This is a genomic window from Vibrio mangrovi (genome assembly GCF_024346955.1).
GTDB classification, from domain to species: domain Bacteria; phylum Pseudomonadota; class Gammaproteobacteria; order Enterobacterales; family Vibrionaceae; genus Vibrio; species Vibrio mangrovi.
Window position 1 is genome coordinate 537,417 of the sequence record NZ_AP024883.1, and the last position, 12,746, is coordinate 550,162.

At 44.7% G+C, this 12,746-nt stretch carries 12 protein-coding genes and 9 tRNA genes; 4 read left to right on the forward strand and 17 right to left on the reverse strand.

Annotated elements, in window-relative coordinates:
* Positions 1-56: 56 nt before the first annotated feature.
* The 3 genes from OCU74_RS02285 (at position 57) to folA (ending at position 1,857) form a co-directional block, all read left to right on the forward strand.
* Positions 57-818 (forward strand): threonine/serine exporter family protein, encoded by a 762-nt coding sequence (locus OCU74_RS02285; protein ID WP_087482465.1) that lies wholly within the window; start codon positions 57-59, stop codon positions 816-818.
* A complete protein-coding gene (locus OCU74_RS02290; RefSeq protein ID WP_234993627.1) occupies positions 818-1,303 on the forward strand; it encodes a threonine/serine exporter family protein in 486 nt (161 codons plus the stop codon). Before OCU74_RS02285 ends, OCU74_RS02290 begins: the two co-directional genes overlap by 1 nt.
* Before the next feature lie 65 nt (positions 1,304-1,368).
* Positions 1,369-1,857: a type 3 dihydrofolate reductase gene (folA, locus tag OCU74_RS02295; protein ID WP_087482467.1), complete on the forward strand. Its 489-nt coding sequence runs from the start codon at positions 1,369-1,371 to the stop codon at positions 1,855-1,857.
* Between the two features lie 21 nt (positions 1,858-1,878).
* Here the strand turns inward: folA and apaH are convergent, their stop codons facing one another.
* The 6 genes from apaH to lptD all read right to left on the reverse strand — a co-directional run bounded on the left by apaH (position 1,879) and on the right by lptD (position 8,676).
* Entirely contained in the window at positions 1,879-2,700 is an 822-nt protein-coding gene (gene apaH, locus OCU74_RS02300; protein WP_087482468.1) for a bis(5'-nucleosyl)-tetraphosphatase (symmetrical) ApaH, read from the reverse strand.
* A gap of 13 nt (positions 2,701-2,713) precedes the next feature.
* Entirely contained in the window at positions 2,714-3,094 is a 381-nt protein-coding gene (gene apaG, locus OCU74_RS02305) for a Co2+/Mg2+ efflux protein ApaG (protein WP_087482469.1), read from the reverse strand.
* A 53-nt stretch (positions 3,095-3,147) separates the two neighbouring features.
* Positions 3,148-3,954: a 16S rRNA (adenine(1518)-N(6)/adenine(1519)-N(6))-dimethyltransferase RsmA gene (gene rsmA / locus OCU74_RS02310; RefSeq protein ID WP_087482547.1), complete on the reverse strand. Its 807-nt coding sequence runs from the start codon at positions 3,952-3,954 to the stop codon at positions 3,148-3,150.
* A gap of 5 nt (positions 3,955-3,959) precedes the next feature.
* Positions 3,960-4,955 carry a 4-hydroxythreonine-4-phosphate dehydrogenase PdxA gene (pdxA, locus tag OCU74_RS02315; RefSeq protein WP_087482470.1) on the reverse strand — a complete coding sequence of 332 codons (996 nt, stop codon included), beginning with the start codon at positions 4,953-4,955 and terminating at the stop codon, positions 3,960-3,962.
* Positions 4,945-6,243, reverse strand: a complete 1,299-nt coding sequence (surA, locus tag OCU74_RS02320) for a peptidylprolyl isomerase SurA (RefSeq protein WP_087482471.1) — start codon at positions 6,241-6,243, stop codon at positions 4,945-4,947. The genes pdxA and surA overlap by 11 nt, the downstream gene beginning before the upstream one ends.
* Positions 6,244-6,354: 111 nt before the next feature.
* The gene (gene lptD / locus OCU74_RS02325) at positions 6,355-8,676 is read right to left on the reverse strand and encodes an LPS assembly protein LptD (protein ID WP_087482472.1); all 2,322 of its coding nucleotides are present in this window, start codon (positions 8,674-8,676) and stop codon (positions 6,355-6,357) included.
* A gap of 146 nt (positions 8,677-8,822) precedes the next feature.
* Between lptD and djlA the strand changes: the two genes are divergently transcribed.
* The gene (gene djlA / locus OCU74_RS02330) at positions 8,823-9,671 is read left to right on the forward strand and encodes a co-chaperone DjlA (protein WP_087482473.1); all 849 of its coding nucleotides are present in this window, start codon (positions 8,823-8,825) and stop codon (positions 9,669-9,671) included.
* Between the two features lie 68 nt (positions 9,672-9,739).
* On the opposite strand, the gene OCU74_RS02335 is transcribed toward djlA, so the two are convergent.
* From OCU74_RS02335 to OCU74_RS02385, 11 genes are all read right to left on the reverse strand, one after another.
* Positions 9,740-9,815, reverse strand: a tRNA-Asn gene (locus OCU74_RS02335).
* Positions 9,816-9,863: 48 nt separating this feature from the next.
* Positions 9,864-9,939 (reverse strand) — tRNA-Thr (locus tag OCU74_RS02340).
* Positions 9,940-9,950: 11 nt separating this feature from the next.
* Positions 9,951-10,026 (reverse strand) — tRNA-Asn (locus tag OCU74_RS02345).
* 49 nt (positions 10,027-10,075) lie between these two features.
* Positions 10,076-10,151 (reverse strand) — tRNA-Thr (locus OCU74_RS02350).
* 22 nt (positions 10,152-10,173) lie between these two features.
* Positions 10,174-10,249: transfer RNA gene (locus OCU74_RS02355), tRNA-Phe, on the reverse strand.
* Positions 10,250-10,625: 376 nt separating this feature from the next.
* Positions 10,626-10,701 (reverse strand) — tRNA-Asn (locus tag OCU74_RS02360).
* Positions 10,702-10,706: 5 nt separating this feature from the next.
* Positions 10,707-10,782 (reverse strand) — tRNA-Phe (locus OCU74_RS02365).
* Between the two features lie 10 nt (positions 10,783-10,792).
* A tRNA-Thr gene (locus tag OCU74_RS02370) sits at positions 10,793-10,868 on the reverse strand.
* 69 nt (positions 10,869-10,937) lie between these two features.
* Positions 10,938-11,013 (reverse strand) — tRNA-Phe (locus OCU74_RS02375).
* Between the two features lie 123 nt (positions 11,014-11,136).
* On the reverse strand, positions 11,137-12,249 hold the full coding sequence (gene mltC, locus OCU74_RS02380) for a membrane-bound lytic murein transglycosylase MltC (protein WP_087482548.1): 1,113 nt from the start codon (positions 12,247-12,249) through the stop codon (positions 11,137-11,139).
* 167 nt (positions 12,250-12,416) lie between these two features.
* Positions 12,417-12,692 (reverse strand): oxidative damage protection protein, encoded by a 276-nt coding sequence (locus tag OCU74_RS02385; RefSeq protein WP_087482474.1) that lies wholly within the window; start codon positions 12,690-12,692, stop codon positions 12,417-12,419.
* Positions 12,693-12,746 lie beyond the last annotated feature (54 nt).

The window sequence follows — 12,746 nt, forward strand, 5'->3', positions numbered from 1 at the left end:
AGGCAAACTTTGTTTTTCATGTCGTTTATGAATGGATTAGGGTTGGGAATGGAATCATGACATCTAAGCAGAGATTGGTATCACGCCTGATAGCACAGGCCGGACAAATGCTGTTGGCACATGGTGCAGAGAGTACTTTGGTTGCTGATATTATGAGACGAATGGGGATTGCCAGTGGGATGGATGAAGTCGAAGTCGCTCTCACGGCTAATTCTCTGGTGGTTACAACTGTCCATGATGCCCACTGTATTACGACTGCACGTCGTTGCCAGGATCGTGGAATTAACATGAAGGCGGTGACTCAGATTCAGCGAGTCTGCATCATGATGGAAAAAGGAATTGTTGATCATCAGATTGCCCAGCAGAAGCTGAATCAAATTACACCGGAGCGGTACAATCGTTGGCTGGTGTTGGTGATGATTGGCTTTTCCTGTGCTTCATTCAGTCGCTTAGCCGGAGGAGACTGGATTATCTTTGCTGCAACCTTTGTTGCCTCTTCTGTCGGGATGTTTGTCAGACAGGAGATTGCCCAAAGACATTTTAATCCACTGCTTAATTTTGCCGCGACAGCATTTGTGACTTCTCTGATTTCAGCTCAGGCGGTGAGCTATCATTGGGGGAATAACCCGACTCTGGTTATGGCTTGCTCTGTCTTAATGCTTGTCCCTGGATTCCCTTTGATCAATTCAGTCGCAGATATGCTTAAAGGTTATGCGAATACAGGAATAGCCCGGTTCATGATTGCTTCTCTTCTGACACTTTCAACCTGTCTGGGAATTATTGCGGCGATGTTTGTTACTGGTGTATCGGGGTGGTAATGATGAGTACAGATATGATCGTGAATTTACTGTTGGGACTGCTGAATGACATGTTTTTTGCGTCGATCCCTGCAGTTGGGTTTGCCTTGGTTTTCAATGTGCCTGCTCCGGCATTAAAATATTGTGCTCTGGGCGGAGCCATTGGTCACGGATGCCGTTTCCTTTTGATGAAATACGGTATGCCGATTGAGTGGGGAACATTTTTTGCTGCAACGCTGGTCGGTATGATCGGTGTACATTGGTCTCACCGCTTTCTTGCTCATCCTAAGGTATTTACTGTTGCCGCACTGATTCCGATGGTTCCTGGTGTATTTACTTACCGGGCAATGATTGCGATGGTCGAAATTAACCATCTTGGTTTTACTCCGGAACTCTTTACGGTCTTAATGGAAAACTTCCTGAAAGCAATGTTTATTATTGCGGGTCTGGCTGTCGGTCTGGCTGTACCCGGATTATTGTTTTATCGGAGAAAGCCGGTTGTTTAAGATTGCCACGTGCTGTAATCCCGATAGAATAACGCTTTATTTTCTATTTCGGTGGGCGGAATTTTATGGTTATTAGTATGATAGCGGCAATGGCCAGTAACCGTGTGATTGGTAAAGAAAATCAGATGCCCTGGCATTTGCCTGCTGATTTTGCCTGGTTTAAACGTTGTACGTTGGGAAAACCCATTATTATGGGAAGAAAAACGTTTGAGTCGATTGGCCGGGCACTTCCCGGACGACAGAACATCGTGATTACCCGCAATCATGACTTTCATGCAGAAGGGGTTGATCTTGCCGACTCTTTTGAAAGCGCTCTGACATTGGCTGCTCAGGCTGAAGAAGTCATGGTGATAGGTGGAGGAAGTATTTACCATACTTGTTTACCAATGGCATCGAGGCTGTATCTGACATATATTCAGGCTGAGATTGACGGAGACACCCAGTTTCCTGAGATTGGCCCGGATTGGAATGAAACATACCGTGAAGAGTATGTTCAGGATTCAAAGAATGCCTATGACATGTCATTTGTCATACTAGAGAAAAATAACGGCTGATTTTATACCGGAATCAGGCGGTTACCCGACCTGAATTCCGGACATTGCCGGTTGGCGAAAGAGTTGCTGATCTTCCCATCGGATCATTGTTAATGTGCCACCCCAGACGCAACCGGTGTCCAGCCCAATCACGTCTTTTCTGACGCAACCTTCCAGAGCTGCCCAGTGACCGAAAATGATCCGCTTTTCTATTGGTGAGCGTCTTGGTAGATCAAACCAGGGGATCAATTGATGTGAATTGACCTCTGATGGTGGCAGTTTACAATCCATATCCAGAGCACCATCCGGCGTACAGAAACGCATGCGGGTAAATGCATTGATAATATAACGATAACGTTCCAGCCCTTTGAGTGAGTTATGCCACTGATTTGGCATATTCGAATACATGTTTTCGATGAGCCAGGGCCATTGGTCACTTTGGAGAATGGATTCTACTTCCTGAGCTGCCTGACGGGCAGTCGGAAGATCCCAATGAGGGGAAATGCCTGCATGACACAGTACAAAATCCTGATGTTCCAGTAGAAGTGGCTGAAATCTCAGCCATTCGATTAGTTCACCTCTGTCAGGAGCCTGGAATATCGATGCTGTGCGATCTTTCTTTTTGAGTGGATGAACACCGAGTTCTATGGATAGCAGGTGGAGATCATGATTACCCAGTACAGTTTTTGCTGAGTTCCCTAATGACTTGATATATCGCAGGGTCTCGAGAGATTTTGGCCCTCTGGCAACCAGATCGCCGGCGATCCAGAGTTGATCGTGCCTGGGAGAGAAGTCAACTTTGGCAAGAAGGGATTCCAGTTCATCCAGACATCCCTGAAGATCGCCAACAATATAATTTGCCAATTCGTTATCCTTCTTAATTTAAAAGGTGAGGCACATAGAGACGGAAGGGGTCGATTTCTGCGGTAAACTCTTGTCCTTCGCTGTCATGCATGATGTATTGCCCCTGCATTACTCCGACGGGTGTTTCAAGAGCAGTTCCACTGGTATAGGTATATTCATCATTTGATTCAATGACCGGCTGTTCTCCAACGACACCTTCTCCCTCAACAGACATCTGTTTCCCGTTGGCATCGGTGATCAGCCATCTTCGTCCGATAAGTTGAACGGTTTCCTGACTGAGATTTTTGACAGTAATAACGTAGGCAAAAATATATCGGTCTTGTTCCGGGAGTGACTGTTCAGGGATATATTTGGTATGAACCTGCACTTTTATACACGGTTTAGATATATCCATATAACCTCCTTGTTCGGCCGTACCGCGAAGTTTCCTCCGCGGCAGTGAATATGCTAACTGTGATTGCTGTCCAGCCAATTGGCCATCGCTACAAATTGACTCAGCGACAGATTTTCCGGGCGGCTGGCCGGATTGATGCCTAGTTCTTCTAAAACTGATGCATCGATTAACGATTTATAACAATTCCGTACAGTTTTACGGCGTTGGTTAAACCCTTCACGACAGACTCTGTCGAGCCATTTCATATTTTTTGCAGGATAAGGTAATTCTTGATGTGGGACTAGTCGGACGACTGCCGAATCAACTTTAGGTGGTGGTACAAATGACTCCGGCGGTACTTCAAGTACCGGAATTACTTTACAATAGTACTGAGCCATTACAGTCAGACGTCCATAGGCTTTTGTTCCAGGGCCTGCTGCCAGTCGATTTACGACCTCCTTTTGCAGCATGAAATGCATGTCCTGAATTTTGTTCTGGAATTCAAACAGGTGGAACATCAATGGTGTTGAGATGTTATAAGGAAGATTTCCAAAGATGCGTAATTTGTTCTGAGAATGTACCAGTTGGTTAAAATCAAAACGCAGCGCATCGGCCTCATAAATCGTTAACTTATCTTTCAGATCTGGATGATTCTTCAGGCGTTCTGCCAGATCCCGATCCAGTTCTATGACACTGAGTTTATCCACTTCTTTACCGACAGGTTCAGTCAGAGCCCCCAGTCCGGGACCGATTTCGACCAGATTCTGTCCGGGCTTCGGATTGATAGCAGAAACAATACCATCAATGATATAGGGATCATTGAGAAAGTTTTGACCGAAGCGTTTTCGGGCTTTGTGCCCTAAGTGGACATCATTTTTCATCATCATTAATTACTTTGTTTTTTGTTTACTAATTCGATGGCTTGTTGCAAAGCCGTTTTTAAACTGCCGGTATCGGCAGTGCCAGTCCCGGCTAGATCTAATGCTGTTCCATGATCAACCGAAGTCCGGATAAAAGGAAGTCCCAGAGTTATATTTACCGAACGGCTGAATCCTTTATATTTTAGTACAGGGAGAACCTGATCATGATACATCCCCAAAATGGTATCAGCCTGTTCGAGGTACTTCTCATGGAATATCGTATCAGCGGGCAGAGGCCCGATCAGTCTCATATTCTCTTCATTTCTCAGCTCATCTAGTGCTGGCGTGATAGTCTCTATCTCTTCATGTCCCAGACAGCCATCCTCACCAGCATGAGGGTTGAGACCACACACGTAAATATTAGGATCATCAATAGCAAATTTTTCTTTCAGATCTTTGTGAAGAATCCGGATGATGTGCTGGAGACGATCTTTCGTTACTGCTTTTGATACATAGGCTAGTGGGATATGCGTTGTTACTAACGCAACCCGGAGGCCTTCTGTTGCCAGCATCATCACCACGAGAGGAGTATTTGATTTTTCCGCAAAAAATTCCGTGTGTCCGCTGAACGCAACTCCTGAACGGTTAATGACTCCTTTATGAACCGGGCCGGTCACGACAGCATCAAATTCACCGTTCATACATCCTTCGGTTGCCCGTTCCAGTGTTTGCAGCACATATCGGCCATTCTTTTCGTCCAGCAGTCCTGCGGTTACTGGTGCTGCCAGAGGTATATGATCTACCACGAGAGAGCCGGATTTTTGTGCCCTTGGTGGTTGTGTCGCATCATAATCATAGAGTTCAACATCGATACCCAGTAAGGTTGCCCGTTGTTGTAACAGCTCTTTATCGGCACACACGATGATTTGATGTGACCAGTCTTCCTGTGAAAGTGCCAGAACCAGATCCGGGCCAATTCCGGCTGGCTCTCCAGCGGTCACTACAATGCGTTTAGTTGTCATATGAATCATCCTTGAGTGTTTCGATGAAAGCACTTGCTTTCAGTTCCTGGATCCACGTGCTGGACTCTTCGTTGAATTTACGATTAAACAAGATACGATAAGCTTTATTCTTTTGAGCTGCGTCAGTTTTGTCTACCTGACGGCGCCCAATAACTTCAACGATGTGCCAGCCGTGAACCGTTTTAAATGGTTCACTGATTTGACCGACTGGCAGGGTTTCCACCTGATGTTTGAACTCCGGTACATAGATATCCGGTGATTGATAACCTAGTTCACCTTGCTGCGATGCCGACCCCGGATCCTGACTATACTGTTCAGCAAGTTCGCCAAAAGTCGCTTCTTTATTACGGATCTTTTGAATGAACGATTTCAATTCTTTCTTTGCTCCGGCATCGCTTAGAATGATTGAGGTTTTAAGCAAAATATGACGGGCATTCACTTCAGTGACTGAGACGGTCTGTAGTCCTTTCACATCATCTATTTTCAGTATATGAAGGCCGACACCACTACGGAATGGACCAATAATGGTTCCCTTACTTTGCATTTTGATCTGATCTGCAAAAATCGTCGGCATTTCCTCTTTTCTCATCCATCCCCAGTCTCCGCCTTCCAAAGCTTTGGGACCTTTTGAATAGGTAAGTGCGAGTGTTCTGAAACTTTCACCGTTGGCTAATTTGCGGACTATTGATTTTGCCAGAGCTTCAACTTTGGATTTATCACTATCACTATCACTGTCGATACGCAGTTGGATATGGCTGATTTTGTACTGAACTGAGGTATCAGTTTCCTGATTCAGAATTGTCGCCAGAGATTCAACTTCTGCCGGTAATATGTTGATCCTACGACGAACAAGTGCATTACGGGCTTCTGATATTGCAATCTCATCACGGATTTTTTCTCTGAAGGTGGTGTAACTGACACCTGCTTTTTCTATGGATTCTCTCAGCTCTGGTACTGTTTGATCATTCTGTTTAGCAATATCTTCAATGGTTTGATTAAGGCGATTATCATCAATTTTTACACCGATACGATTTGCTTCCTGCTTTTGCAGGGTATCAGTGATGAGTTTATCTATTACCTGGGTACGAATGACGCTATCCGGTGGGAGTGTCTGGTTGTTGTGTGCGGCATTCGCTTTAAACAGTTTGATTTCAGTATCTATATCACTGGTTAAAATAGTACTGTCATTGACAATCACGGCCATGCGATCCAGTTCGACCGGGGTTGCATTCATATTCAGACTATAAAGGCTGATGATTGTGATCAAAAAGTATTTCCACAGTTTCATCGAAAATCCTATTCATCGGGCATATTTTTATGCCACTTGTTGTTCAGAAATATATAGTTATTCAAAAATATAGTTATTTAAAAATACATCTACTGCCTGAGTTACATTCAGTTAGTTACTCAGGGAGAATGGACGTCCATAACCAATAGAGTTTGAAGTTAAGTTATTACTTTGAGCCATGTTTGTTCCCAGACCAATAATACCTATGTTGATACTCAGGTTATTTTCATAAACAGCTTTCGCATCGGGATATTGCTGGAATGATGGTTCCCATCCATCCAGTTCCCGGCTATAGGTAAAGCCAATAAACCAACAGTCTGACAAATAAGTCAGATTAGCTTGCCATTCAAGAGCGTTATCTGTTGTCAGGTCATAGTAATACAGGGCCTTGGTTTGCCATTTGGGGCTCATATTGTATTGTGCGACGAAGCCTAATTGTGAAATGCCGTCTTCAGTCAGTGTATTGATATCCAGAGTATCGCCGACGGTATCTTCAATATATTCCTGAGTGACATAGCGATAGTTCGCCTGGATGAACCCTTTATCCTGACGGTATTCTAGTGTGCTATTAGAGAGCTGCACGCTGGATGTATCAACATCATATTGGATACCACCATGATAAAATAGGGCATCGTCATAGTTGAAATCCATTTCTACTGCCCATGCGGAATAGTCAGAATTTTCTGTTGATGTACGATTGAAATTATCTTTAAGACTTTTATCCAGATAGAATATTTGTCCGAAGGCGATATTCAGTCGTTCTTTATACTGATCGTCAAAGAAGCGGGATGCTGCACCATAGCTGATCTGGTTGGCCGGAGAAATGTAGTCGACACTACTGTATTTACGGCTCCGGAACAGTCCATAGTAGTCGGTCTGTAATAAGGTTGTATCGTAACGGGCAATCTCTGACTGGTCTCTTTTGGGAATATAAAGATACTGAACCTGAGGTTCCAGTGTTTGTGTATAGCCGTCTAAAACCACGGTGTCCCGTTCAAGGACGAGACCGATATTCGAACGGAATTCAGGAACATCACGAGACACATTTTCCTTATACCCTTCTGATGGATCGACCCCATTTAAATCCTGTTGATAGTAAGTTGAAAGCAAACGTGCTTCTGTTGTCCAGTTTCCCCAAGTTGCTCCGATTGGTATTTTGATACCCGGTTCAATATGGATTCGGGTTGCAGATGGAGCTCCATTTGCATCTGTATCAAATCTTGAGATATGACTTATCAGGTCAAAATCCAGATAACGCATCAGGTTTGGAGCGTAGTAATTGAATGCTACTTGAGGCATCAGTCTGTAGGGCTGATTCCCCGAAGTGGTCAGAATCTGAAAGTCTCGGGTAAGTAAGGAGAGATCCCAGTCTGTCGAGCGGTAGCTGACACTGGCTTCCTGAGTTAACTGACCGTCTTGCCTGGTTCCGATTTCTGACCCCAAATCGGAGAAGTAATCAATGTCACTGACTTCTGCGTAGTTGAGCGACAGAGCCCAAGCTTTGTTATAGATACCAGAATGGGTCAGTTGAAATCCCCATCGTTCTCCTTTGTCTTCATATTCTTTATCTTTTGGGAGATATTCATAATTGATATGACCACTGCCGAAATCACTCAGATAACGGAAATGACTGTTCAGTTGTGTTCCCCGATTCTCCATGTATTTCAGGTCAGTCTGTAAATCATAGTTGGGGGCAAGGTTCCAGTAGACCGGAACATTGAGTTCAAATCCATTTTTTGAGCCGAAAGAGAACGTTGGGTAAAGAAATCCTGTTTTCCGGGTATCTCCGATCGGTACTGTCAGATACGGGACATAGAGAAGGGGAACACCCAGAACTTCCATCCGAGGATTGTAAAATGTGGCAGTTTCTTCATTTTTATCGATAGATATACTGGAGGCTTTTAACCGCCAGGCATTATCTCCGTCGGGGCAGGAAGTAATCGAGCCATCTTCAATTTCATAAAGTGCCTGGCCCGTTTTAGCAACATAGACTGCATCTCCCCGCCCAGGTTGGCAGAGAAAGTGATAATTGGTATTTTCCAGTGTTAGCTGACTGGTATTCAGATTATTGGTTGCCTTATCTGAAACTGCCTGTACTTCGCCGTCATCGAACCCGACATTTCCTTCAGCAACGACAATATTATCTTGCTGGTGTAAGGTGACAGTGTCAGCTGTCATCCGTTTTTTGCCCTGAACAACGACAACATTCCCTACATAGGTAGCTTTATCACCGTTTACTGCTTCCAGCTTATCTGCTTCAACGTTAATGGGTTGCTCATTCTGATTGGTTGGCTCAATATCTCCGGCCCGGCATTGGCCGATAATCACTGAAGACTGCTTATTGCCTTCCGGAGCCGTTTCTGCATAACTGTATGGAATAAAAAGTGCTGCGCAGATCGAAGCAGCTAGCAACGAACGAGGAAAGTCTGACATCTAGTTGTGTTATCCTGTTTAATTGAGTTGATTCGGATGACCAGCATCTGTTGAACTAAAAATGTCTCTAATCATAATGGAAATTCAACCATACAGCACTAGTAGACTGCGCAACTCGTAAAAAATTCATTGAATGAGAGTCAATAATGCATATTTTAGGCAAAATTCTGGGTACTTTTTTTGGATTATTGCTAGGTGGCCCCTTTGGTGCCATTTTTGGGCTTTTTCTGGGGCATCAGTTCGATAAAGCCCGGCAATATCACACATCTCCTTTCTCCGGTGGCGGTGCTTCCGGCGCCTCTCAGGAAGAACGACAGGAGGAGTTTTTCCGGGCCGCTTTTTCGGTCATGGGACATGTTGCTAAAGCCAAAGGGAAGGTGACCCGGGAAGAAATTCGTCTGGCAACAATCATGATGGATCGAATGAATCTGAATGAAACACAGAGAAGATCTGCGCAAGATGCATTTCGGGAAGGGAAAGAAGCCGATTTCCCACTGGAAGATGTCCTGGAACAGGTGATGCGTTCAACAGGTGGACGACATGATTTAATTCAGTTTTTTCTGGAATTACAGATTTCGGCCGCTTTTGCCGATGGGGATTTACATCCGAGTGAACGTAATATCCTGCATAAGATTGCCAGAGGATTAGGTTTTTCATCTGAGCAGCTTGAGCGGCGACTCAGAATGCAGGAAGCTGCTTTTCGGTTTCAGCGTAATGCTCATTTTGAGCGGGGTGGTTATCAGGAGAGCCAGCAGGGCGGTTTCGGACGGTCTTATGCAACGAATCATCTGGCCGACGCTTATAATGTACTGGGTGTTGATGAGAGTGCGGATGCGAGAACGGTCAAAAGGGCTTATCGGAAACTGATGAACGAGCACCATCCGGATAAGTTGATGGCGAAGGGGTTGCCGCCAGAAATGATGACGATGGCTAAAGAAAAATCTCAGGAGATTCAGCAGGCTTATGATCTGATTAAAAAGACAAAAGGTTTTTAATTTATCATCAGAAAATCAACCGCCAGCTAAAGAAAAAAGCCACAGCATTTGCTGTGGCTTTCTAAAAGTGGCTCCCCCTGCGGGACTCGAACCTGCGACATACGGATTAACAGTCCGCCGTTCTACCGACTGAACTAAGGGGGAATGATTCTTTTTAAATACAGTTGCTTAACAACTTTACCATTTTTAAAATGGTGCCGGCTGCCGGAGTCGAACTGGCGACCTACTGATTACAAGTCAGTTGCTCTACCTACTGAGCTAAGCCGGCCATATAAAATATGGCTCCCCCTGCGGGACTCGAACCTGCGACATACGGATTAACAGTCCGCCGTTCTACCGACTGAACTAAGGGGGAATAATTCTCTATAACACAGCTAATTAAAACATAGCCGTTCTAAAAATGATGGTGCCGACTGCCGGAATCGAACTGGCGACCTACTGATTACAAGTCAGTTGCTCTACCTACTGAGCTAAGTCGGCGTTATCATCTTTAATTTATTCATGGTGCCCGGAGGCGGAATCGAACCACCGACACGGGGATTTTCAATCCCCTGCTCTACCGACTGAGCTATCCGGGCAACGGGGTGTATTAAAAAGTTTTTCTCAGATAAGGTCAACAATAAAATGCAAAAAAAGTATTGTTTGTTGCTTTTATATTCAAGTTGCCCCGAAATAAAGAATTCCATCTCTCTTCTACCGGCAAACACTGACGAAAAGATGTCCGGAAATGGTTCAATCATGAGGCTTCGGTGAGATTGGCTTGCTAAATGGGATGTCTTCCGGGAGAGGAGCTCTGACTGAAATTATATCGTTAAGGTGAGTGGTGAGCATTTCTGCCGGCTTGATTCTCATATTCAGGAGTAGGGAAGGGGATGTTGATCGTTAAAGCGGTGCGAAAAATACACGTAGATAATAACGAGAAAAGCCACAGCATTTGCTGTGGCTTTCGGAATGTGGCTCCCCCTGCGGGACTCGAACCTGCGACATACGGATTAACAGTCCGCCGTTCTACCGACTGAACTAAGGGGGAATAGATGGTGCCTCGAGGCGGAATCGAACCACCGACACGGGGATTTTCAATCCCCTGCTCTACCGACTGAGCTATCGAGGCATAGAATAAATGGTGCCGGCTGCCGGAGTCGAACTGGCGACCTACTGATTACAAGTCAGTTGCTCTACCAACTGAGCTAAGCCGGCACTGTATTTATTCTTAATGCTTGTTACTTTAAAACAACTTGCTAAAAAACAAACAGATTAAAGTAATCGTGGTGCCCGGAGGCGGAATCGAACCACCGACACGGGGATTTTCAATCCCCTGCTCTACCGACTGAGCTATCCGGGCAACGGAGCGCTATTAAACGGATTTTCACTCCTGCCGTCAACTTGTTTTTCATTTTTCTACGAAAAAAGTGACTGTTTGAATGAATTTTAACCTTAAGAGACGATGTCGCAAGGCGAATTACGTTTATAGCTTCCCGGAATTAAACATTTCTTTATAGCGTGTTACTTTTTCCAGATAGTGGCGGGATTCCGAGTTAGGGTGTTTATTGGTCAAAGCCCAATAGACCTGATTCGGTTGTAATCGGTTGATTTTACTGAATGCGGTCGTTTTGCTGCGGCTGAATGTTCTGAGTACGCCACCGGCACCGCCGTTATATGCAGAGATCATACTGTATTCGAGAGAGAGTGAGTTTGCGACTGAATTCAGATAGTCATGCTTTAAGATATAGAAATAGGCTGTTCCGGTATCTATGTTATTTTCAGGGTTAAACAGGTACTCGGGAGATGGTTGGCCGGAACGTTTTTTGATGCGCCGAAATACGTCTTTTCCCGCAGTTTTCGGTACAACCTGCATTAGTCCATAGGCATTGGCCCAACTGACAGCGTACGGATTGAAACTACTTTCGGTCTTGATGATCGCGTAAATCAGATCTTCCGGAATATCATATTTCCGGGATGCGCGACGAATAATATCTGCATATTTGTAGCTGCGAATTTCAACCTGATCCTCAACCATAGGAATCTCAACGTAGTATGACTTCTTGAAGTCAACCTGTTTGACTTTCAGATGATTTTTGATCAGATAATCGGCGTATCGGTTTGCCCGCCAGCTCCACTGAATTGCTTTTTGATCCTGATCGACGACCTGACGGTACAGAAACGGTTGGCCTTTCAGAACGATATTCTGAGAAGAAAACAGATCCACATGTTTGGGGTCATCAGGGGTGAGCAGGGTAGTGACGATAGCTTTCTTCAGGTGCGCCAGTGGCTCGGTAGTCGCAACAGTTTCAACGGTAATCTGCCCCTGATTGAAGTTGACATCTGCACGACTCAGATAATCATCGATATATTTGACGTAGTTTCTTTTCCCGGCAATTTTAATTTCTTTTGTTCCCCAACGATGTTTGATCTGACCGGTAAAGCTGTTGATCAGCGCATCCAGTGCTTCGACATCTTTAGTGAACTGGCCGGGGAGTGGTGCTAAATGTTTAGCAAAGCGGTTGGTGGGTTCGTAGTCGACGTCATATATTTTCTCGATCAGTTCACGACTGCAACCGCTGAGTAGTAAGGTCATCATAATGAGGGAAAGCGTGCTGAGCCGGGAAGCTTTATTTGCCAGAAGAGAGCTGCTCGCCAGAAAAGATCTGTTCGTTAAAAAGAAAAGTTGAATCAGATTTCTCATATGTGACCCCTGCGGGAAATATTCACACAATCACTGCTGAGGGCGATTGTGTGAAAAACTGCTTACGATTCACTTGGTGGCGTATATCCTTCAATGTGGATCTCTTTTCCTTCAAACAAAAAATTAACCATTTCAGTTTCAAGAAGCTGCCGGTGTTGCGGATCCATCATATTCAGCTTTTTTTCGTTAATGAGCATTGTCTGCTTATGCTGCCATTGTGCCCAGGCTTCTTTAGAAATATTGTCAAAAATCTTTTTTCCTAATTCACCGGGATAAAGTTGAAAATCCAGCCCTTCAGCTTCTTTTTTCAGATGTGCACAAAAAACAGTGCGGCTCATAAGGATATCCTCATTATTCGGGGTTAAACATCATCTGCCAATGTTATACCAGAG